At 62.2% G+C, this 20,870-nt stretch carries 18 protein-coding genes; 6 read left to right on the top strand and 12 right to left on the bottom strand.

Translation table 11 applies throughout. The features are described from left to right. Positions 1–12 precede the first annotated feature (12 nt). From AKG11_RS20490 to pcaD, 10 genes are all read right to left on the bottom strand, one after another. Positions 13–1,344, bottom strand: a complete 1,332-nt coding sequence (locus tag AKG11_RS20490) for an MFS transporter (protein ID WP_050745284.1) — start codon at positions 1,342–1,344, stop codon at positions 13–15. A 33-nt stretch (positions 1,345–1,377) separates the two neighbouring features. Beyond that, complete coding sequence (gene benD / locus AKG11_RS20495; protein ID WP_050745285.1) at positions 1,378–2,166, bottom strand: benzoate diol dehydrogenase BenD; 789 nt, start codon at positions 2,164–2,166, stop codon at positions 1,378–1,380. Next, the gene (benC, locus tag AKG11_RS20500) at positions 2,163–3,191 is read right to left on the bottom strand and encodes a benzoate 1,2-dioxygenase electron transfer component BenC (protein ID WP_050745286.1); all 1,029 of its coding nucleotides are present in this window, start codon (positions 3,189–3,191) and stop codon (positions 2,163–2,165) included. The genes benD and benC overlap by 4 nt, the downstream gene beginning before the upstream one ends. 36 nt (positions 3,192–3,227) lie before the next feature. Beyond that, the gene (gene benB / locus AKG11_RS20505; protein WP_050745287.1) at positions 3,228–3,716 is read right to left on the bottom strand and encodes a benzoate 1,2-dioxygenase small subunit; all 489 of its coding nucleotides are present in this window, start codon (positions 3,714–3,716) and stop codon (positions 3,228–3,230) included. Further along, positions 3,713–5,071, bottom strand: coding sequence for a Rieske 2Fe-2S domain-containing protein (locus AKG11_RS20510; RefSeq protein WP_050745288.1), 1,359 nt, complete (start codon positions 5,069–5,071; stop codon positions 3,713–3,715). The genes benB and AKG11_RS20510 overlap by 4 nt, the downstream gene beginning before the upstream one ends. Positions 5,072–5,147: 76 nt before the next feature. Then, complete coding sequence (catA, locus tag AKG11_RS20515) at positions 5,148–6,086, bottom strand: catechol 1,2-dioxygenase (protein ID WP_050745289.1); 939 nt, start codon at positions 6,084–6,086, stop codon at positions 5,148–5,150. Positions 6,087–6,134: 48 nt separating this feature from the next. Continuing rightward, positions 6,135–6,425, bottom strand: a complete 291-nt coding sequence (gene catC / locus AKG11_RS20520; protein WP_050745290.1) for a muconolactone Delta-isomerase — start codon at positions 6,423–6,425, stop codon at positions 6,135–6,137. A gap of 12 nt (positions 6,426–6,437) precedes the next feature. Then, positions 6,438–7,619, bottom strand: coding sequence for a muconate/chloromuconate family cycloisomerase (locus tag AKG11_RS20525; protein ID WP_305809622.1), 1,182 nt, complete (start codon positions 7,617–7,619; stop codon positions 6,438–6,440). 462 nt (positions 7,620–8,081) lie between these two features. Then, positions 8,082–8,774 (bottom strand): alpha/beta hydrolase, encoded by a 693-nt coding sequence (locus AKG11_RS20530; protein WP_050745291.1) that lies wholly within the window; start codon positions 8,772–8,774, stop codon positions 8,082–8,084. 144 nt (positions 8,775–8,918) lie between these two features. Beyond that, complete coding sequence (gene pcaD / locus AKG11_RS20535) at positions 8,919–9,710, bottom strand: 3-oxoadipate enol-lactonase (protein WP_050745292.1); 792 nt, start codon at positions 9,708–9,710, stop codon at positions 8,919–8,921. A gap of 167 nt (positions 9,711–9,877) precedes the next feature. Here pcaD and AKG11_RS20540 point away from each other — a divergent pair, with 167 nt between their 5' ends. Next, positions 9,878–10,801 (top strand): LysR family transcriptional regulator, encoded by a 924-nt coding sequence (locus AKG11_RS20540; protein ID WP_050745293.1) that lies wholly within the window; start codon positions 9,878–9,880, stop codon positions 10,799–10,801. Between the two features lie 16 nt (positions 10,802–10,817). On the opposite strand, the gene AKG11_RS20545 is transcribed toward AKG11_RS20540, so the two are convergent. Together AKG11_RS20545 and AKG11_RS20550 are read right to left on the bottom strand one after the other, a co-directional pair. Then, positions 10,818–11,204 (bottom strand): DUF983 domain-containing protein, encoded by a 387-nt coding sequence (locus tag AKG11_RS20545; protein ID WP_050745294.1) that lies wholly within the window; start codon positions 11,202–11,204, stop codon positions 10,818–10,820. A gap of 156 nt (positions 11,205–11,360) precedes the next feature. Beyond that, complete coding sequence (locus AKG11_RS20550) at positions 11,361–12,764, bottom strand: aminotransferase-like domain-containing protein (protein ID WP_050745295.1); 1,404 nt, start codon at positions 12,762–12,764, stop codon at positions 11,361–11,363. 787 nt (positions 12,765–13,551) lie between these two features. Here AKG11_RS20550 and AKG11_RS20555 point away from each other — a divergent pair. The 5 genes from AKG11_RS20555 to AKG11_RS20575 all read left to right on the top strand — a co-directional run bounded on the left by AKG11_RS20555 (position 13,552) and on the right by AKG11_RS20575 (position 20,819). Next, positions 13,552–14,673 (top strand): PLP-dependent cysteine synthase family protein, encoded by a 1,122-nt coding sequence (locus tag AKG11_RS20555; protein WP_050745296.1) that lies wholly within the window; start codon positions 13,552–13,554, stop codon positions 14,671–14,673. A 348-nt stretch (positions 14,674–15,021) separates the two neighbouring features. After that, positions 15,022–16,221 carry a plasmid partitioning protein RepA gene (repA, locus tag AKG11_RS20560; RefSeq protein ID WP_023513498.1) on the top strand — a complete coding sequence of 400 codons (1,200 nt, stop codon included), beginning with the start codon at positions 15,022–15,024 and terminating at the stop codon, positions 16,219–16,221. 3 nt (positions 16,222–16,224) lie between these two features. Continuing rightward, positions 16,225–17,241, top strand: coding sequence for a plasmid partitioning protein RepB (gene repB / locus AKG11_RS20565; protein WP_023513499.1), 1,017 nt, complete (start codon positions 16,225–16,227; stop codon positions 17,239–17,241). A gap of 150 nt (positions 17,242–17,391) precedes the next feature. Next, positions 17,392–18,606 carry a plasmid replication protein RepC gene (repC, locus tag AKG11_RS20570; protein ID WP_050745297.1) on the top strand — a complete coding sequence of 405 codons (1,215 nt, stop codon included), beginning with the start codon at positions 17,392–17,394 and terminating at the stop codon, positions 18,604–18,606. Positions 18,607–19,325: 719 nt separating this feature from the next. Continuing rightward, positions 19,326–20,819, top strand: a complete 1,494-nt coding sequence (locus AKG11_RS20575) for an NAD-dependent succinate-semialdehyde dehydrogenase (protein ID WP_050745298.1) — start codon at positions 19,326–19,328, stop codon at positions 20,817–20,819. Positions 20,820–20,870: the final 51 nt, after the last annotated feature.

The raw sequence follows: 20,870 nt of genomic DNA on the forward strand, positions 1-20,870 counted from the left end.
GCCCATCTGCGCTTAGGCCGTGACGAGCGTGGCCGCCTCCGCGCGGCGTGCATGGCTGAAGGCGAAGGCCAGCATGGCAAGTGTCGAGATCGCTGCCGGTACGGCAAAGATCAGGAAGTTCTGCTGCAAGGGCAGTTCCTTTGCCAGCAGCATGCCGCCAAGCGTCGGCCCGACAATGGCACCGATGCGGCCGACGCCGGATGCCCAACCAAGGCCGGTGGAGCGGACCGAGAGGTTGTAGAGCTGGGCGACGCTGGCATAGAGCAGGATCTGCGTGCCGATCGTGGTGGCACCGGCGATGAAGACCACAAGGAACAGCAGTGTTACCGGCAGGCCGAAACCGACGAGCGCGATCGACAGCGTGGCCGCGGCGAAGTATCCGATTACCACCTTCGGCAGGCCGAACCGGTCACCGAGCCAGCCGCCGGCAATCGCGCCGGCCATGCCGCCGAAGTTGAGCGAGAAGAGCGTCATCAGGCTGGCCTTTTCCGCATAGCCGGCTTCCTGCATGACCTTCGGCAGCCAGGAGGAAAGCAGATAGACGAGCAGAAGGCAGCAGAAGAAGGCGGCCCAGAGCAGAACTGTCCGCGTTGCCCGCTGGTGGCGGAAGAGTTCCGCGACCGATGCGGCGGCGCCTTTTGTCTCCGTGAAGACGAGCGTGTCGTCGCTCATCAGGCGTTCCCCCGTTTCGATGCGGGCATAGATGCGCCGGGCCTCGTCCTGCCGGCCCTGGCGCAGCAGGAAGCCGAGCGATTCTGGCAGTTTCCACAGGATGAGAGGCAGGATCAGCAAGGGAACGGCGGCGACGAAGAACATCGGCTGCCAGCCATATTGCGGGATCATCCAGATGCCGAGGCTTGCGGCGACCATGCCGCCGACCGAGTAGCCGGAAAACATCAACGCCACCATCGTGCTGCGCAGCCGTTTCGGCGCATATTCGTTCATGAGGGCGACGACATTGGGCATGAGGCCGCCACAGCCGAGGCCTGCGAAGAAACGATAGACCGTAAATTCGCCCGGCGAGGCGGCAAAGCCCGTCAGCAGCGTCGAGACCGTGAACAGCACGAAGCTGATCGCAATGCCCTTCTTGCGCCCGATCTTGTCGGCGAGCGGTCCGAAGATCAGCGCGCCGAACATCATGCCGAACAGCGCCCAGGCCTGCAGCGCACCGGCCTGAGGTTTGCTCAGCCCCCATTCCTTGATCAACGTCGGCAACACCGTGCCGGCGATGAAGACGTCATAGCCGTCGGCGATCAGCAGCAGCGCGCAGAGCACCACCACCGTCCATTGAAAACTGCCGAAGCGAGCCTTGTCGATCGCCTCGTTCACATCGATCTTGCGCATGGTCACCCCTCCCAGAGTGCGGTTGAAATGTTGTCAGCCGAGATCGCCGCCGGCGACCGGCAGGATGTTCCCGGTGATGTAGGCGGCCTCGTCGGAGGCCAGGAACAGGATCGGCGCGACCTGTTCGTCGATGCTGCCGTAGCGCTTCAGGAAGCTCGAACCCTTCACCTGTTCGACGACCTCGGCCATCCAGGCCTTTTCGCGCGCAGTGTCGCCTTCCGCGTTTCGCGGGATGCGACGTGACGGCGCTTCGGTGCCGCCGGGAGCGGTAGCGACGACACGGATGCCGAGACCGGCCACTTCCATCGCCAGCGATTGCGTGAGGGCATTCACCCCACCCTTGGCCGCCGAATAAGGCACGCGGTGAATGCCGCGCGTGGCGTTTGACGAGACGTTGACGATGGTGCCGCCGCCCCGCGCCAACAGGATCGGCAGCACGGCGTGGCAGCAGTAGAGCGTCGGCATCAGCGAGCGCCGGATTTCCGCATCGATCTGCGCCGGCTCGAATTCGGCATAGGGCCGCATGCGGATCGCGCCGCCGACATTGTTGATGAGGATGTCGATGCCGCCGAATTTTTCGGTGGCGGCCTGCATTGCGGCTGCCGCGCCTTCATAGGTTTCAAGGTCGGCGGTGAACGCTGCCGCCTCTCCGCCACTCGCTTCGCTGGCAACATCTGCGACGAAGTCGGCGCGATCGACGAACAGCACCTTGCCGCCTTCTGCCGCGGCGCGCAGCGCCACCGCCCGCCCGATGCCCTGGGCCGCGCCGGTCACCACCAGCACCTTGCCGGCAAAGCGGCCCGGGAAACAGGACGCGCTCATGTGCCTGCTCCCGCTGCCGCATTGGGCGTGAATTTTTCGTAGTGGAAGCTGTTCGGCTTCACGCCGCTTGCGTCGAAATGCCGGCGCACGGCATCGACCATCGGCGGCGGGCCGCAGAGATAGACGTCGACATCGCCGCCGTTCAGAAGTTCCGCTGGCATGTGCTGCGTCACCCAGCCTTTGCGCGGATGGCTGGAGGCCTCCTCGGCCACGACCGTGCTGTAGCTGAAGTTCGGCAGGCGCCGGGTATAGGCCTCGATCTCCTCGACGAGCACGAGATCAAGGTCGCGCGTCACGCCGTAGATGAGATGGATGCGCTCTTCGGATCTGTCCTGCACCAACCCCTCCAGCATGGAGAGGAACGGTGCGAGGCCGGTGCCGCCGGCAAGCAGCAGCAGCGGGCGCTTGACCTCGCGGAGGTAGAAACTGCCGAGGGGGCCGGTGATGTCGAGCCGTTCACCGATAGCGGCCTGTTCGAGCCAGGTGCTCATGACGCCGCCGGGGATCTTCTTGATCAGGAAGCCGACACGCCCGGCGCCCGGTACCGTGCTGAAAGAGTAGGAGCGGCTCTGGCCACTGCCCGGAACGGCGATGTTGACATATTGTCCGGAGAGGAACGCAGGCGCCGCCCCTCCCCCGTCCATGTCGAGTTCCAGCACGATCGCGGCGTCGTTGTGCGGGGCGATCTTCGCTACCGTCGCGGCGAAACTCTGCTGGCCCGTCTTGCAGGCGAGCGAGGTCGTCGGCACCGACAGCACGCAATCCGATGTCGGCTTCATCTGGCAGGTCAACACCAGGCCGCCGTCTGCCTCGTCGGCCGTCAACGCGTCCTCGATATAGTCGTCACCGAGGTCGTAGCTGCCACTTTCGGCGCGGCACTTGCAGGTGCCGCACACGCCGTCGGAACAGTCCATCGGCAGGTTGATCTTGGCGCGATAGGCGGCGTCGAGGACCTTCTCGCCGCTGTTGCAGCCGATGAAACGGGTAACGCCGTCCTCGAAGTTCAAAGCGATCTTGTAGCACATGGCTCCTCCTCCTCAGGGTGCCGGACTGTCCGGTCGTCAGATGTGGTAGACGTCGATGACCTGGCGGATGTAATCGTCCTTCAGCACGATCTTCTTGTTGGCGATCACGAGGTCGCCGCCGCTCTCGCGCAGCGTGACGAACACGGTGCCGAAGAAGTGGTCGGTGACCTTGTAGCGATGGTTGAGGGTGTGGAAGTTGTAGCGTACGTCGACCTCGCCGCCGCGCGCGGTCACCACCTCGACATTGGCGATCATGTGGCAGGTGCGCGGCTCGGGCGTGGAAGCGCCCGAACGCTCGGTCTTGATGCGGAAGACACGGTCTTCAAGGCCGTCGCGGCTTGGGTAGTAGATCAGCGAGATCTGCGCGTGCGGATCCTCAGTGATCTGGTCGTCGTCGTCCCAGGCGGGCATCCAGTAGGTGACGTCGGGGGCATAACAGGTCAGCCACTCGTCCCACTGGCGATCGTCGAGAAGGCGTGCCTCCTTGTAGAGGAAGGCGCAAATGGTGTCGTAAGAGATGTTCATGCCGACGCTCCTTCCGCTTCCGCGGCGAGCGCCTTGCGCATCACCCTGGCCCAATATTCATGCTGGCGGACGAACAGGCCCTCGTCCTCGCTGCGCTCTCCCGAGAGCAGCGGCGTGATGCCCATGCGTTTTGCATTGTCGTCAGGTCCATCGATCCAGAGCGGGGCACCGCGCGACATGTCGTTCCAGAGGGCCGTGATCCCGGCATAGCTGGCCTGACAGGCGCGGAATTCCTCGAGATCATCGGCCGTGCCCATGCCGGAGACATTGAAGAAATCCTCGTACTGGCGGATGCGCAGCGCGCGGTTTTCGGCGCTCTCGCCCTTCGGGGCGAAGCAGAAGATGCTGATCTCCGTCTTGTCGACGCTGATCGGGCGCGTCACGCGGATCTGCGTGGAAAACTGGTCCATCAGGAAGACATTCGGATAGAGGCAGAGATTGCGCGTCTGGTTGACGATGACATCCGCCTTGTCAGCACCGACGCGGGTCTTGATTTCCTCGCGGTTGCTGTAGACCGGCCGCACCTCCGGGTTCATCGTGGTCGTCCAGAGCAGGATATGCCCATGGTCGAAGCCGTAGACTCCGGCGACCGACTTACTCCAGCTGTTGGCATCGATCGCCTTGGTGCCTTCCTCAGCCCGGCGGCCCATGGTGGCGGCATAGTTCCAGTGCACGCTGCTGACATGGTAGCCGTCGCAGCCGTTCTCCATCTGCAGCTTCCAGTTCCCGTCATAGATGTAGGAGGAATTGCCGCGCAGAACCTCCAGCCCGTCGGGTGCCTGGTCGACAATCTGGTCGATGATCGCTTTGGTTTCGCCGAGATAGTCGGCAAGTGGCAGTACGTCCGCATTGAGGCTGCCGAAGAGGAAGCCGCGGTAGTTCTCGAAGCGCGGCACGCGCTTCAGATCATGCGAGCCATCCGTGTCGAACTGCGGGGGATATTGCGTGGTCTTGCCGTCCTTGACCTTCAGCAGCCTGCCGCCGTTGGAAAAGGTCCAGCCGTGGAAGGGACAGGTGAAGCTGCCCTTGTTGCCATGTTTGCGTCGGCAGAGCATCGCACCACGGTGGGCGCAGGCATTGATCATCGCGTGCAGGACGCCGGCCTTGTCGCGGGTGATGACCACCGGCTGGCGGCCGATAGTGGTGGTGTAATAGTCGTTGTTGTCGGGGATCTGGCTTTCGTGGGCGAGATAGACCCAGTTGCTTTCGAAGATGTACTTCATCTCCAGTTCGAACAGGTCGGCGTTGGTGAAGATGTCGCGACGGCAGCGGAATACGCCGGCTTCGTGGTCATCCTGCACCGCGTTGGCGAGCAGTTCGTCGAGTTCCTGCGCCTTGTCCAGGATCGTAGGCATGGCTCCTCCTCTCATGGCAGCCGCCGCTCGGCGGCGCCATTGCAACGATGTCGGTTGAAGAAAGGCTGGGGCGGCTTTACGCGGCCGCCCGCTTGCGCTGCAGGTTGATCTGGTTGTCGACCCCGTTCACCAGCGCAGTGAGGCCGATATCGAACACGATCTCGGCAAACGGTCCCTCCAGGCCGTTGGCCCTGATGCTCGTGTCGTCGGTCCGCTCGGTGATAGCCGGGACGAGGCCGTCGCGGGTGGCGTAGGCGAAGTCGTCGTTGACCAGCGGATCACCCGCGATGTTGATCTGAGTGGTCAGCTTGCGGTGGCCATCGGCACTGATGAAGAAATGGATGTGTGCCGGGCGCTGGCCATGGCGGCCGAGGGCGGAAAGAAGCTGTTCGGTCGGGCTGCCGGGGGGCACGCCGTAGCCCTTGGGCACGATGCTCCGGAACCTGTAACAGCCCTTGTCGTCGGTGACGATCGTGCGGCGCATGTTGAACGGCGCCTGCTTGCCGGTCGGGTCGAAGTGGGAATAGAAGCCGCGCGTGTCGCAGTGCCAGACTTCCACTGTTGCGCCGGGAAGCGGTGTGCCGTCGGCGTCGCGAACGGTGCCGTGCATTATCAGGGTGTGGCCGTTGGTATCCGTGCCGTCGTCGAGCCGCGCGAAACCATGCGCGACAGGCGCGCCGGCGACATAGAGCGGACCTTCGATGGTGCGCGGTGTTCCGTTCTTGATGCCAAGGTCCTCGTCGATGGCGTCGAGGCGCTCATCAAGGAAATGGTCGAGGCCGAGGCCGGGCGAGATGAGGCCGGCCTGGCCTGTGGCGCCGATCTCGTTGAGCCAGGCGATGCCGGCCCAGTATTCGTCAGGGGTGATGTCGAGATCATCGATCGCCCTGAACAGATCCGACAGCAGGCGGTGGGTGATCTCCTTCATGCGCGGGCTGCCACCCGGCTTGTCGAGTCCGCTGACGACCTTCAGAAAATCCTGTATTTCCGGCCTGTCGAAAATCCTCACAGTCATGATAGCCCTCCTCCGGGTCTAGGTTGCGCCAAACGGTTTCGCGTCCGCTCAGGTGTCGTCCTCGCGGACTGACGAGGGGTGGCGCAGCAGCGGCGTCACCTTGATGGTCATGAATTTGAACAGGGGCAGCGCCGTCAGGACCGCGTGCAGTTCGGCATTGTCCTTGACGTCGAAAATACTGACATTCGCGTATTCCCCGGCGATGCGCCAAATGTGGCGCCACGTGCCGCTGTCCTGCAGCGCCTGTGCGTAGGCTTTTTCCCGTGCAAGGATGTCCACCGTTTCCTCTTGCGGCAGATCGTGGGGAATGTGGACGTCCATTCGCACCTGGAAAAGCATGGGCTTGTCCTCCTATTCGGCGAGACTGATGGTCTTGCGCGGGGCGTTGCGGGCGAAGAACGCGATGCGATCTTCATCCAGCTCGATGCCGAGGCCCGGGCCACCGGGCACGGTCAGCTCGAAATCGCTGTAGTCGAGCGGCGTTGCGAGAATGTCCTCGGTCAGGAGCAGCGGGCCGAACAGCTCTGTGCCTCGCTGCAGATTGGCGAAGGTCGAAAAGACCTGGGCGGAGGCGATGGTGCCGACCGGGCCTTCCAGCATGGTGCCACCATAGAGCTCGATACCGGCCGCATCGGCGATCGCGGCCACGCGCTGGGCATTGAAGAGGCCACCGCTCTGCTCGATCTTGACGGCGAAGACATCGGCGCCGCCGACCTTTGCCAGTTCGAAAGCCGATTCCGGTCCGGTCAGGGCCTCATCCGCCATCAGCGCGATGGGGAAACGGCGCATCAGCCGGGTGAGCGCCACCGTGGAAGCGACCGGTTGCTCGACCAGTTCGCAGCCGGCATCGGCAAGGGCGGCCATGCCATAGGCGGCCTCGGTTTCACTCCACGCCATGTTGACATCGACGCGCACGGCGGCCCGCTCGCCCAGAGCGTGCTTGATCGCGGCAACATGGGCGATGTCCTCTCGGACGGTCTTCGCGCCGATCTTCAGCTTGAAGATGCGGTGGCGGCGGAGATCCAGCATGCGCTCGGCCTCGGCGATGTCACGGGCCGTATCGCCCGAGGCCAGCGTCCAGGCGACCGGCAGGCGATCGCGGCGGCGGCCGCCGAGAAGCTCGCTCACCGGCAGGCCGAGGCGTTTGCCTTGCGCATCGAGCAGGGCCGTTTCCATGGCGCTTCTCGCGAAGCGGTTTTCCTTGATCCGTTTGGCAAGGCGCGCCATCAGCACCGGCACGCGGGATGCGTCCTCCCCCAGCATTGCCGGGGCAAAATAGGTGTCGATGGCGACCTTCATACCCTCGGGGCTTTCCCCACCATAGGCGAGGCCGCCGATCGTGGTGCCCTCGCCGATGCCGATGGTGCCGTCGCTGCAATATACCTTCACCAGCATCACGCTCTGGCCGTTCATCGTCGCGACCGACAGCTTGTGCGGGCGAATGGTCGGCAGATCGACCAGCAAGGTCTCGACCCGTTCGACGATGGGAGGGGATATGGTAGCCGGAAATTGTGGTGCAGGGGTCGTGTTCATGGGAGAACTATGCGCCATGCCTCCCCTGCCCGTCCAAGACCGATTGCATCTCCAATGATACCTGAGAGGTATAGTGCTGTGAAATCCACCGTGATTGGGCCGCTGGTCGGGCCAGAACAATCGCACCCAACTTCGGGTGATATCATAGAGCGTTGGCGAGCAAGGACGTGGGGTTAGCGAAGCATTCGACGCTTCACTGATCTGGACAGGGTTTGGCAGCCGCGGGTTACGGGGCTTGAACGGTTGAAAAGATAGGCGGCGCGATAGGCCGCCATCTGTGCCACGGTCCCGTTGGCGATGGGTCGCGTCGAGTTTCTCTTGCAGATCGATTGGGAGGTTTACGGCTGGGAAGACGGGAAAGCCGGAACGGTGAGTGTTCTGGCAAGCCTGGCGCCGTGGGAGGCTAAATCAGGCAACAGAAGAGCGGGCGCCGGCAAGATGCTGCGCCCGCCCGATTGTCGTTCAGGCTGCCGATTGTGCCGCGTCTGCAATCAGGTCGGCGATGTCCTGTGGCCGGGAGGCCAGGGAGGCGTGGCTTGCATCGAGTTCGATGATTTTCCTGGCGCCCATGCGCTCGGCCATGCGCTTCTGGTTCTCGGGCGCGATCATCCGGTCGTGCGTGGAGATCTGATACCAGGACGGCTTGGTCTTCCAGGCCGGCGCGGTGACTGTATCGCCGAATGTGCTACCCAGCGGGGCCTTCTGCGTGACGGCCATCACCAAGGCCTCGTCGGCGTCGAGGTCCTGGCAGAAGCTTTCCTGGAATTTCTCCGGTTTGATCCAGAGATAGCCATCGCTGTCGGGGGCGATGTTGGGAAAGGCGGCGGGTGGATGCGCCTGACTGATGGCACCGGCGCTTTCACCGGCATCGGGTGCGAAGGCGGCGACATAGACCAGTGCCTTCACATTCGGCAGATCCCCCATCTCGGTGATCACCTTGCCGCCGTAGGAATGGCCGACGAGCACCACCGGACCGTCGATCTGCTTGACCATCTTGCGGGTGCGCTCGGCATCGTCGGCGAGTGAGGTCAACGGGTTTTCCACGGCGTGGATGTCGCTGTAGCCCATGCGCGAAAGCGCCAGGATGGCATGCCCCCAATGGGCAGCCCCACCCCAGAAACCATGGACAAGGACGATTGCCGGCTTGCTGCTCATAACTTCCTCCTCAGTTTTCGGATGGCTGTTGTCGTCAAGCGGCTTTTCCCGCCGAATAAAATCTAGGTCTCGCCACCAAAATGCATAGGCCCGAGGGTTGGCTTTTGATGTCCTCCCCCAATGGTATGGTGTGTGCATGGACGGCTATTGTGCCGGCATGTCCGAAAAGCCGCGCACCAGTGCCGCGACGTCTGTGGGACGTTCGATGCATGGCAGGTGGCCGGCGCCTTCTATGATGTGGAACACAGCCCCAGGAATTCGGTGCGCTGTTTCTTCGACAAGCGAGGGCGGTGTCGAAAGGTCGCTTCCGCCGGCGATCACCAGCGTCGGTGCAGATATGCCGGTGATGGCGTCGGTGAGGTCGGCATCGCGCAGGGCCTTGCAGGTTTCGGCATAGCCGATGGCCGGTGTGCGCTCCAGCATCCGGCGCCAGCCGGAAAAGGCTTCCGGCTGCTCTACGCGATAGGCCGGAGAAAACCACCGTGCCATAATCGCCTCGCCGATCGATGCGACGCCGTCCTTGAGCACGGCATCGATGCGGGCGTTCCAGGCATCCGGCGTGCCGATCTTCGCCGCCGTGTCCATCAGAACAAGGCGTGTGATCCGGGCCGGTGCCCGCACTGCGAGGTCCATGGCAATCAGCCCGCCGACGGAGAGGCCGCAGAGCATCGTATCCTGCCAGCCGACATGGTCGAGAAGGCCAACGAGGTCGTCGGCGTGGTCGCGGATACCGCGGGGTGTAGGGCCTGCTTCGCTCAGTCCGTGGCCGCGCTTGTCATAGAACAGGAGGTCGAAATCGGCGGCGAGTGCATTGGCGACCTCGTCCCATATCGCCACATCTGTTCCAAGAGAGTTGGCGAAGGCGATCCGCGGTGCGCCGCGCCGGCCGGCGCGGCGATAGAAGAGCACGATGTCGTTGGATCGGATGAAAGGCATTGTGGATACTCGCTCTGGCGCCGTCGATCCATGCGCCTCGACCCGGCCGGGCAGGTGTCTGGCCTATGCAGGAACTCCCGCGAAATTCTTGCTGCAAGGCTAGCTTTGGCGCCGCAAAGCGTCCAAGACTATCGCGGTCGCTTTCAATACCGGGAAGGTATAGTGTCATGGAGCTGCGCCAACTTCGCTACTTCGTCGCCGTTGCCCGCGAGCGTAATTTTTCCAGGGCTGCGGAACTGCTGCACATTGCCCAGCCGCCGCTGAGCCGGCAGATCCAGCAGCTGGAAGAGACGCTCGGGGTTACCCTGATCGACCGCTCCATCCGCCCGCTGGTCCTGACCGATGCGGGGCGTTTCTTCTATGACCAGGCGAAGCAGATCCTTGCCCGTATCGATCATGTGCGCGAACAGACCCGGCGCATCGCAGCCTCGCGCCGGGAGATCTTCATTATCGGGTGTGTCGGCTCGACGCTCTACAGCGGCATTCCGGATCTGGTGCGTCGCATGCGGGCCCGCTGGCCAGCGCTCGGCATCGAGATCCGCGAGATGATGTCGGTGGAACAGATCGCGGCGCTGAAGGACGGGCGTATCGATCTCGGTTTCGGCCGCGTACGGCTCAGCGACCCTGATATCGAGCGGATCACGCTACGAGAGGAGCGGCTGGTCGTTGCCTTTCCCAAGGGTCATCCGAAGTCACTGGCGACGGAACCCGTTGCGCTGAGCGAGATCGCCGGCGAGACGCTGGTGATCTATCCCTCCAAGCCGCGACCAAGCTTTGCCGACGAGGTGCTTGCCCTCTGTGCGGATCTCAATGTCGAGTTGGGCACGGTCGAGGAAGTTCGGGAGATCCAGACCGCGCTCGGCCTTGTCGCGGCCGCCATCGGCGTGTGCATCCTGCCTGCGGCAGCCCAGCGCCAGCGCATGGACGATGTCTGCTACCGCGTGCTTTCCGACGAGCGGGCGACCTCGCCGGTCATCATGAGCTACCGGCGGAACGACGGCTCGGGGCGGATCGATGAGATCAAGGCGCTGATCCGTGAAATGTATGCGGAAAACCCGCCCTGGCTACGCCTGTCGAACATCACTTGGTAGCCCCTCCCCTCTTGTGTCAGGTGCCCGCCTGCCGGCGGACGACCTTGCCCTCTTCGGCCTTGTAGAAATACTGGCTTGCGACCAGCCATCCCTTGAGCGGCCGAAGCGGGGGAATGCAGGTCAACAGCATGAAGGGCCCTGTGACCAGAACCTGCGTCAACAGCGAGGCGCTGAAGGCGACCTCCAGCCAGACGGCGAGCAGCACGCTCGGCACGCAGGCGAAGCAGATGACGAAGAAGGCCGGGCCATCGGCAGGGTCGGCGAAGGAATAGTCGAGACCGCAGGCTTCGCATTTCGGCGCCAGTGTAAGGAATCCCTTGAAGAGATGCCCTTGGCCGCAGCGCGGGCAACGACCGCGAATACCGGTTTGCATGGGCGGCAGCTGGGGATAGGTCTCATTCATGGCAAGTACCTCTCTCGTTCCATTCAATCCAATCATCGTATGCGTTCATATAGATGCAATCATGCTGTCAATTTGTCGAGCAGACATACTGACGCAGGCAGACGAACGTCTGCTGCCAGTGAGGCTGCATCCGTTCGATCGGGAAGATTTACGGAATCAGAAGAAGGACCCGGCCATTTCCGGGGGGCCTTCAAGTGCGTGCGCCATGAATTCGAGGGCGGTCTGGAGTTGCGGCCGCGTCACCGGGCCGCCGAGGCTGACCCGCACGGCTTCCGGCGGCGCGCCATCGACGGCAAAGGCGTCGCTGGCCATCACGCCGAGGCCGCAGGCCCGCATGTGGGTGCCGAAGGTGGATCGCGTCCAGCCCTGCGGTAGCGGCAGCCAGATGTTGAAGCTCATGGGATCGGCGCGGTAGCCGGCAGGCAGGAGGCTGGCGGCAAGGGCCTGGCGGGCCGGAGCCTCCGAGCGCAGGAAATCGAGAATCGCGTCGGCCGTGCCATCCTCTATCCACCGCGTGGCGAGGGCCGCGGTCAGGGGCGAAGCCATAACATTGCCTGCCCGCATGGCTCCGGCGAAGGACCAGAGAGCCCGGCTGTCATCGGGCGCGACCACAAAGGCCAGGCGCAAGCCCGCACCGATGCATTTCGACAGTCCGCCGATGTACCAGGTGAGCTGGGGCGCGAAGGCGGCAAGGGGGGATGGGGTGCTTGCTGGAATGAAGCCATAAGCGTCGTCCTCGACGATCGGCACGCGGTGTGTGTTTGCCGTTGCGGCGATTTCCGCCCGACGCGCGGCTGACATGGTCAGCGTCAACGGGTTCTGCAGCGTCGGATTGAGGTAGATCGCCTTTGGCTTTTCGCGCATGCAGGCCTCCGCGAAGGCCTCCGGCAGGATGCCCTGATCATCCATCGGCAGGCCAACGAGCTTGAGGCGCAGCTGTGCGGCGATCGAGCGCATTCCCGGATAGGTGATGGTTTCTGCAAGCACGGTGTCACCGGGTTTGGTGAGCATTCCGAAGATTGCCAGCAGTGCTGGATGGGCGCCGGGCGCCACGAAGATGCGCTCCTGCTGCGGCGCGAGGCCCTTGCGCCCGAGCCAAAGGGCGGCGGCTTCCTTGTCCATGGCCGCGCCACCGAAACTCTGGTAGCGCAGCAGCGGAACGAGATCGCTGGCGACCGCCGACAGTCCGTCACGCATGCGGGCGAGCAAATCAGGGTCGTCCGGCTCCGGGGGCATGTTCATGGAGGGATCGACCATGGCCGCGCGGCGGCTGTCCGGCGATATGCCAACGGGAAGAGGGACGCGTGCTGCATCCGCGCTGCCCGTGACGAAGGTGCCGCGGCCGACATGCGACTGCACGAGCCCGCGCTTCTGTGCTTCGAGGTAGCCGCGGGCGACGGTGGTGACGTCGATGGCGAGCCGCCGGGCAAGGTCCCGGTGCGTCGGAAGCTTGTCGCCGACCAAGAGCTGCCCGCTGCGCAGATCCATCTCGATCAGATCGGCGATCGCCATGTAGAGAGGGCTGCTGCTGCGGCCGAGATCGGGATGCCAGTTCTTCATGACCGAGGGTTCCAAGCCAATGTAGATTGACGGTATATTGCCTGTATGCCGGTCTGTCATCCACCACCGGCGGACAAAGCGTCGCAAGGCCACCGATGGAGTTGAACGGGCGAGGTCGGAATAGTGGAGCGTCAGCCGGCGGGACGCGATCCTCCCGTGTGATGGCGACGTCCATGGTGCGGGCCAGTGCGTGGGCCGCAAGCATAGTGACCTGTCGGCGCAGTGGTTGCTGAGGAGTGAGACTGGAAGCGTAGCAGCGGGTCGCCCGTGTGTATTGTGCGGTTGCTGCTGCCAAACCGCCCTCCGTTCGTACGGCCACTGCGGGACCGGCCCGTACGACGGCGCATACATCCTGCAGGCCGGACAAGCGCGTCCCTCCCCTTGCCGACCACCTGCGATACCGGTCCGCGTGGTGTAGTCGCGCTCTTATCGATTGGCATCGTATCCCGCCCTGGCCAGGACGTGGTACATTTGGTGGGCTGTGTGCCGATGGCGAAGGTTTTCGTGCCGTCGTGTGGCGGGCTCTCGTACGATGAACGCGAACTCTGCTTTCTGCAGCAGGGCGCAAATGATCCTTCTGCCAAGTGTTTTGCGTGCCGGTGAACTTTTGCTATCAAAGGGGGCGGGGACCTGAACGACGTCCGCCATTTCTCCGGACCGGGGGGATGCACCGGCCATCGGCTTCGTTTCCGCCCTCTACTCGTCTGTGGTTCCTGTGCGACCCAGCTTCACAAAGCAATGTGCAGGCCCGAGGGTGCGCAGACAAAGCCGTTTGAAGGGTTGCGACATGACTACGAATTCGACCCGGTTTCAGGCCGAAACCGTTCCCTTCCTCGACTGCGCCGACCGGGCCTGGGCACGCAATGCCATCGGCATCCTCGAGGGCGACGCCCGCCGCTCGGCGGATACCCATCTGGTCAACCCAGTTTTCAAGGGGCTGAAGGGCATTTCCATCTACCTCAAGGACGAGAGCACGCACCCGACAGGAAGCCTGAAGCACCGATTGGCCCGCTCCCTGTTCCTCTACGGCATCTGCAACGGACGGATCAGCAAGGGCACGACACTGGTCGAATCCTCGTCGGGATCGACCGCGGTGTCGGAGGCCTATTTTGCCGATCTGCTCGAACTGCCGTTCATTGCCGTCATGCCACGCAGCACCAGTCGTACGAAGATCGACGTCATCGAACGTTTCGGTGGTCGCTGTGCCTTCGTCGACAGCCCGTCAGAAGTTTATGAAACTGCGGCGCGCATCGCATCGGAGACCGGAGGCCACTACCTCGATCAGTTCACCAATGCCGAACGGGCCACGGACTGGCGAGGCAACAACAATATCGCCGAGAGCATCTTCGGCCAGATGGAGCGGGAAGCCCATCCGGTTCCGAGCTGGGTGATCATGGGGGCGGGAACCGGCGGCACGTCGGCAACGATCGGGCGCTACATCCGCTACCGTAACCTCTCGACACGGCTATGCGTGACGGATGTCGAGCATTCGGTGTTCTACGACGCCTGGAAGGCGAGCGACATGCAGACGACCTGCACCGCGCCGTCGCGCATCGAAGGTGTTGGGCGGCCGCGTGTCGAGCCGTCCTTCATCCCGACGGTTATCGACCATATGATCAAGGTGCCGGACGCAGCCTCCATCGCGGCCGCGCATGTGCTTTCGGACCGTCTGTTCCGGCGAGTGGGTGCCTCAACCGGTACGAATTTCTTCGGCCTGCTCTCCATCGCCGACAGCCTGATCAACGAAGGGCGCGAGGGCTCGCTCGTCACGCTCATCTGCGACAGCGGCGATCGTTATTCCAGCACCTATTTCAATCCCGACTGGTTGTCGAAGAACGAAATCGACATCGCACCCTGGTGCGATGTGATCGAGACGTTCCTCGATACTGGAGCCTTCAAGGCACCCTGACTGTATAAAAGGCAAGAGCCGAAATGGTGGGAATGATACCTCCGCCAGGCTCGTGTTGATACTGGGTTCGGACGCGTTGTACATGTACAACCAAGAGACACCGGCATGGGCACCCGAGTCGGAAGCGCCTGTGCCCTGATCCTGCGACAATGCATACGGAGCCCGGCGGACAGGGCAGGGCAGACGTGCACCTGAAATGCAGTTGTACATGTACAACATGAATCCCGTTGGTCTTGCGCGAAGCTCTGCCAAAAAGGGTTTGTCCGACTCAGGGAATCGGGCTAGCTTCATCAGCGCTTATTCATCAGTTTTCGAGGAAAAAGCGCAGAAGTTAATCCTGAGGCCACGATGTTGAAACAAGCCGCGACCGATCAGAGCGGAAACCTGCGCTCGCTAATTGCCTCTGATGCAGAGGAGCTGATGCGCCAGCTCCAGGCGCACCAGCAGCGAACCTTTCCGCCGACGGCCCGGAAGAGCATCCGGCAGTTCTCGTCGGCCGAGGCTGCGGAATTCATCGGCATCCACCAGGGGTATCTCCGCCAGATCGTGGCGGAAGGGCATGGGCCGGAGCCATCCTCCAACGGGCGCCGTACCTATTCCGTCGACGACATCGAGGCTTTGCGCAAGCTGCTCGACGAGGGCGGGAAGGGGCCGCGCAAATATATCCGGCATCGGCGTGACGGCGAGAAGCTGCAGGTCATCTCCGTGATGAACTTCAAGGGGGGCAGCGGCAAGACCACGACCTCCGCCCATCTCGCGCAGTTCCTCGCCCTTCGCGGCTATCGCACGTTGGCGATCGATCTCGATCCGCAGGCTTCCCTGTCGGCGCTGTTTGGTCACCAGCCGGAGTTGGATGTCGGCGACAACGAAACGCTTTATGGCGCCATCCGCTATGATGACACCCGCCGGGACGTGACCGAGATCGTCCGGGCGACCTACACGCCCAACCTCCACATCATTCCCGGCAATCTCGAGCTCATGGAATTCGAACATGAGACGCCAAAGGCACTGATGGCGCGCACCGATACGAACTCCATGTTCTTCGCGCGCATCGGGGAATGCCTTGCGGATATCGAAAGCGCCTATGACGTCGTGGTGATCGACTGCCCGCCGCAGCTCGGTTTTCTCACCTTGTCCGCCCTTTGCGCCGCGACGGCCGTTCTGATCACCGTGCATCCGCAGATGCTCGACGTCATGTCGATGAGCCAGTTCCTGCAGATGACCGGTGACCTGTTGCAGGTTGTGGAAAACGCGGGCGGTACGATGAACTACGATTGGATGCGGTATCTCGTCACCCGCTTCGAGCCGAACGATGGGCCGCAGGCTCAGATGGCCGGCTTCATGCGTTCGATTTTCGGCAACCGTGTTCTTTCCAACGCGATGCTGAAGTCGACCGCGATTTCCGACGCGGGCCTTACCAAGCAGACCCTCTACGAGATCGATCGAGCGCAGTTCACGCGCGGAACCTATGACCGCGCTCTCGAATCCCTGACGGCAGTGAACACCGAGATCGAGGAACTCGTCAAACAGACCTGGGGACGGAAGTAAACAATGGCCAGAAAGAACATCTTCGGTGCAGATACGGATGGAGCGGCCGGCAGCAGTGCCGAAACCGGCTCGCTTGCCGATATCCGACCACTGGCCAATCTCGATCGCCCCTTGCGACGCTCCGGCCCTGTCGGTGCCTTTTCCCAGTCCCTGGGCAGCATTTCGGAAAAGGCACAACGTGCGGCCGACCTCGAGAGACAGCTTTCACATGGCCAGACCATCGTAGAGCTGGATCCTGCGCTCATCGATAGCTCCTTCGTGCCGGACAGGCTTGAGATCGACACCGAAGGGCTGAACAGCCTGATCGAACAGATCCGTGAACACGGCCAGCAGGTTCCGATTTTGGTTCGTCCTCACCCGGATACCGAGGGGCGCTATCAGGTCGCCTACGGCCACCGGCGGCTCGCCGCCATTCGGGCGATCGGTGGAACGATCAAGGCAGTCATCCGGCCACTCACGGATGAGCAGCTGGTCGTGAGCCAAGGTCAGGAAAACAATGCCCGCACTGATCTTTCCTATATCGAGCGGACGTTCTTTGCCCTTCGCCTCGAACGCCGCGGCTTTTCGCGCGATATCATCATGTCGTCGCTCGGCGTGGACAAGGCCGCTCTGTCGCGGATGATCGCGCTGGCGAGCCGGCTTCCCGATGTGTTGATCGAGGCGATCGGCCCGGCGCCGAGCTTTGGCCGTACGCGATGGGCCGAAGTGGCGGATCTGCTCGACAACGCCCTGAAGAAAGCCAGGGCGTTGAAACTCATTCATGCCGATGAATTCAGGGCGCTGTCTTCTGACAGCCGCTTCGAGCACCTCTTCGAGCAGCTGCGGGCGGCAAAACCGAAGCCCAGAAGCGGGGAGTGGCGTGCGGACGGCTCGAAGGCGGTGAAGGTCACGGAGACCGACGGCCAGCTTACCCTGAATTTCAACAAGGCTGCCGTGCCGAAGTTCGGTGCTTTCGTCGAGAAGCAGCTGGACCGGCTTTACGAGGAATTCCTGAAGGAAAACGAGGAGCTTGAACCGTAAAAGAAAAAGGCCCCCAAACGACCAAAGCCGTGGAAGCCTTCTCCTGATTTCTAGCAAGATCAAGAATCGCATTTCCATGAATCCTAGTCAAGAGTCTTTGGCACCGTTTTGGTGAGCGGATTTCTTTTGCCTGAAGAGAGGTGAAGGAAAATGCGGAATGGAAATGTGACGACGCCTTTCGGGCGGCGGCCGATGACGCTTGCTTTGGTGAAAGGTCAGCTGGAGACGGCCGACCACAATCCGAACAAGACAGTCGACAAGTGGAAAGTCTTTCGGGACGTCTGCGAAGCCAAGGATGTTTTCGGGGTTCAGGACCGGTCGCTGGCGGTGCTCCATGCGCTGCTGAGCTTTTATCCCGAAGGGGACCTTTCCGACGAACGTGGCCTGGTGGTTTTTCCCTCGAATGCTCAGCTTGCGATTCGCGCGCATGGCATTGCCGGAACGACGTTGCGCCGGCATCTGGCGGCTTTGGTCGATGCCGGATTGATTCAGCGCCGCGACAGCCCGAACGGCAAACGATATGCCCATCGCAACAGGGGAGGGGAGATCGAGGAAGCTTTTGGCTTCAGCCTCGCGCCGCTCGTTGCCCGAGCAACGGAGTTCGCGGGTCTCGCCCAGAAAGTGGCTGAGGAAAAGCTGCGCTTCAAACGTGCCAAGGAGGCCCTGACGCTGTGCCGGCGCGATGTTCGCAAGCTGATTTCGGCAGCAATGGAGGAGGGGGCCGATGGCGACTGGTCCGCGATCGAAGATCTCTATCTCGCGCTGATCGCGCGTCTTCCACGCCTGCCACGACGGGATCAAGTCGATATCGTGCTGGAAGAAATGGAACTGCTGCGCGAAGAGATCGTCAATCTGTTGGAAACACAACTGAAAACAGAAAAATCAAGCGGCAATGCTGTCCAAAATGGCCAGCACATACAGAATTCAAAACCCGAATCCATCCGTGAACTTGAACCTAGCTCCAAAAAAGAGCAGGGCGATATGTCGAGACAGAAAACACGCAAGGCTGTCGAACCGACCAGAGCTTTCCCTTTGGCAATGGTGCTGAAGGCATGCCCCGAGATTGGCGATTATGCGCCGGGCGGTTGCATCACGCATTGGCGCGACCTGTTGACGGCCGCCGTCACCGCGCGCTCGATGTTGGGGGTCAGCCCTTCTGCCTACCAAGAAGCTTGTGAAACTATGGGGCCGGAGAATGCAGCGGTTGCGGTGGCCTGTATCCTCGAGCGGGCCGGTCATATCAACTCGCCCGGAGGCTACTTGCGCGACCTCACACGAAAAGCCGCTCGCGGCGAATTTGGCCTCGGGCCGATGTTGATGGCGGCTTTGCGGGCAAATGGCGGGGAGGGAAGGCGTACCGGCTGAATGAGGGATTTCCTCCGTTCTATGGACGTTTGAAACTCCACCGTTTTTGAAGCGCTCAGAGGGTGAGCCGGGCGCCTGGAGCACCCCGTTAGAGACCGCTGCCGTGTGCCAAGCGAGGAAGGCAACGAGATGTTGGCTGAAGCAGGAGAGGATTTGCAGAGCGGAGCGAAGGTAGCTGAGGGCATTTTCCCTTCTCCCGTTGCCGATTTTCGCAGTTTTCTCTCTAATGAGAGGAATGACCGATAAGGCAATCTTATCCAGCGTTATGGGTATTGGACATGTTGTGATGTTTTGCCGGGAATTGGCCATCTAACCGCACGATGGCTTGGCTGGTTGTTGTGGAATTGCCCTGTAGTTCTGCGTCACTTTCACCTTGGAAGGCTATGGACAAAGTGCCTTGCGCTCAACAGCCTGGCGCCTAGCCATTCGCCGGTATGTGCATTTTTCTGAGCCATCGATACATCGTGTCTGCGCTCGACCTATGGCGAGCAGAATGCCCGGTCATTTCAGAAGCCGCCGATAGGGGGGCCGAGGAGCGTCTCTTTGTCGTCACGGGGGCTACCGCGGGCCGATTTCCGTTCATTTGGGAATGAACAGTCGAAAAGAGGCGCACACTTTTTTGCAATCGACATCCCTTCGCGCGACGAACCGGGCTTGACTATGCGTTATTTGTCGTCTGTTATAACACTCGACAGAGAAACTTTACAGGAAGCCATGCCATGACCGTGCATCAGATCTCGCGCCATCCGCTTTTCAGTCGTCTGGCGGACCCGTCGCTGGTCAGGCAGCATGGTTATGTCGGGGGGCAATGGGTAGCGGCCGACAATGGCAGCACGATCGCGGTGATCGATCCTGCAACCGCGCTTGAGATTGGCACCGTGCCGAACATGGGCGCCGCCGAGGCTCGCCGGGCCATCGCGCTGGCGGAGGAGGCCAGGCAGGATTGGGCAGCCCTTGCGGCGAAGGATCGGGCTGCGGTCTTGCGACGCTGGTTCGATCTCATGCTCGCCAACCTATCCGACCTTGCTGCTATCATGACAGCCGAGCAGGGCAAGCCGCTTGCCGAGAGTGAAGCCGAAATCCGCTACGCCGCGTCGTTTGCCGAGTGGTTTTCCGAGGAAGCCAAGCGCGCTTATGGCGACCTTATTCCTGCGCCCAGGGCCCAGTCCCGTATCATGGTGCTGAAGCAGCCGATCGGTGTCGTCGCCGCCATCACGCCTTGGAACTTCCCTTCCGCGATGATCACCCGCAAATGCGCGCCGGCCTTTGCAGCAGGCTGCTCGGTCGTGGTGAAACCCTCCGAATTCACGCCTTACTCTGCGCTGGCTCTGGCCGAACTCGCTGAACGTGCCGGTATGCCGAAGGGCGTCTTCAACATCGTCACGGGGGATGCGACGTCTATCGGCGGCGAAATGACCTCCAATCCGGTCGTGCGCAAGATCAGTTTCACGGGCTCCACGCGGGTCGGCAAGCTGCTCATGGAGCAGTCGGCGAGCACGGTGAAGAAGGTGGCGATGGAGCTCGGTGGCAACGCCCCGCTCATCGTGTTCGAGGATGCCGACCTCGATGTCGCCGTGCAGGGGGTCATCAATGCGAAGTTCCGCAATACCGGGCAGACCTGCATCTGCCCGAACCGCATCTATGTGCATGAGAAAATCCATGATGCCTTCGTCGCGCGCCTTTCGGTGGCGGTCGGTGCCCTCAAGGTCGGTGGTGGTTTTGTCGATGGTGTGCAGCAGGGTCCGCTGATCAATGAGGCGGCCCTCACCAAGGTGGAGCGCCACGTCGCGGACGCCCTCGACAAGGGGGCCAAGATCGCAACCGGCGGCAAGCGTCATGGACTGGGCCAGACCTTTTTTGAACCGACCGTGCTGACAAATGTCGACGCCAGCATGCTCTTCGAGAGCGAGGAGACGTTTGGTCCGGTTGCTCCCGTGCAGCGCTTCTCCGATGAGAAGAGCGTCATCAAGGCCGCAAACGCCACGTCCTCTGGCCTTGCCGCCTACATCTTCACGCGCGATCTCGACCGCATGTGGCGCGTCGCCGAGCAGATTGAGTCCGGCATTGTCGGGGTCAACGAGGGCCTGGTGTCGAACGAGGTTGCACCCTTTGGCGGTGTCAAGGAATCGGGCATCGGCCGCGAAGGCTCGAAATACGGGATCGAGGAGTTCCTCGAGCTCAAATACGTCTGCATCACCCAATCGGCTGCCTGACAGCTCGTCGAACCAAGCAACCCGCCGGCAATGGTGCCAGCGGGTCTCACC

Source organism: Shinella sp. SUS2, from assembly GCF_001262505.1.
Lineage (GTDB): Bacteria > Pseudomonadota > Alphaproteobacteria > Rhizobiales > Rhizobiaceae > Shinella.

What these genes read in the sequence shown, in the direction of transcription:
- AKG11_RS20540 (WP_050745293.1), top strand. Translation starts at nt 9,878, where the DNA reads ATGGAGCTGCGCCAACTTCGCTACTTCGTCGCCGTTGCCCGCGAGCGT.
- benC (WP_050745286.1), bottom strand. Translation starts at nt 3,191, where the DNA reads ATGTGCTACAAGATCGCTTTGAACTTCGAGGACGGCGTTACCCGTTTC.
- benB (WP_050745287.1), bottom strand. Translation starts at nt 3,716, where the DNA reads ATGAACATCTCTTACGACACCATTTGCGCCTTCCTCTACAAGGAGGCA.
- catA (WP_050745289.1), bottom strand. Translation starts at nt 6,086, where the DNA reads ATGACTGTGAGGATTTTCGACAGGCCGGAAATACAGGATTTTCTGAAG.
- AKG11_RS20575 (WP_050745298.1), top strand. Translation starts at nt 19,326, where the DNA reads ATGACCGTGCATCAGATCTCGCGCCATCCGCTTTTCAGTCGTCTGGCG.
- AKG11_RS20525 (WP_305809622.1), bottom strand. Translation starts at nt 7,619, where the DNA reads ATGAACACGACCCCTGCACCACAATTTCCGGCTACCATATCCCCTCCC.
- repB (WP_023513499.1), top strand. Translation starts at nt 16,225, where the DNA reads ATGGCCAGAAAGAACATCTTCGGTGCAGATACGGATGGAGCGGCCGGC.
- benD (WP_050745285.1), bottom strand. Translation starts at nt 2,166, where the DNA reads ATGAGCGCGTCCTGTTTCCCGGGCCGCTTTGCCGGCAAGGTGCTGGTG.
- AKG11_RS20530 (WP_050745291.1), bottom strand. Translation starts at nt 8,774, where the DNA reads ATGAGCAGCAAGCCGGCAATCGTCCTTGTCCATGGTTTCTGGGGTGGG.
- catC (WP_050745290.1), bottom strand. Translation starts at nt 6,425, where the DNA reads ATGCTTTTCCAGGTGCGAATGGACGTCCACATTCCCCACGATCTGCCG.
- repC (WP_050745297.1), top strand. Translation starts at nt 17,392, where the DNA reads ATGCGGAATGGAAATGTGACGACGCCTTTCGGGCGGCGGCCGATGACG.
- AKG11_RS20510 (WP_050745288.1), bottom strand. Translation starts at nt 5,071, where the DNA reads ATGCCTACGATCCTGGACAAGGCGCAGGAACTCGACGAACTGCTCGCC.
- AKG11_RS20555 (WP_050745296.1), top strand. Translation starts at nt 13,552, where the DNA reads ATGACTACGAATTCGACCCGGTTTCAGGCCGAAACCGTTCCCTTCCTC.
- AKG11_RS20550 (WP_050745295.1), bottom strand. Translation starts at nt 12,764, where the DNA reads ATGAAGAACTGGCATCCCGATCTCGGCCGCAGCAGCAGCCCTCTCTAC.
- AKG11_RS20490 (WP_050745284.1), bottom strand. Translation starts at nt 1,344, where the DNA reads ATGCGCAAGATCGATGTGAACGAGGCGATCGACAAGGCTCGCTTCGGC.
- AKG11_RS20545 (WP_050745294.1), bottom strand. Translation starts at nt 11,204, where the DNA reads ATGAATGAGACCTATCCCCAGCTGCCGCCCATGCAAACCGGTATTCGC.
- pcaD (WP_050745292.1), bottom strand. Translation starts at nt 9,710, where the DNA reads ATGCCTTTCATCCGATCCAACGACATCGTGCTCTTCTATCGCCGCGCC.
- repA (WP_023513498.1), top strand. Translation starts at nt 15,022, where the DNA reads ATGTTGAAACAAGCCGCGACCGATCAGAGCGGAAACCTGCGCTCGCTA.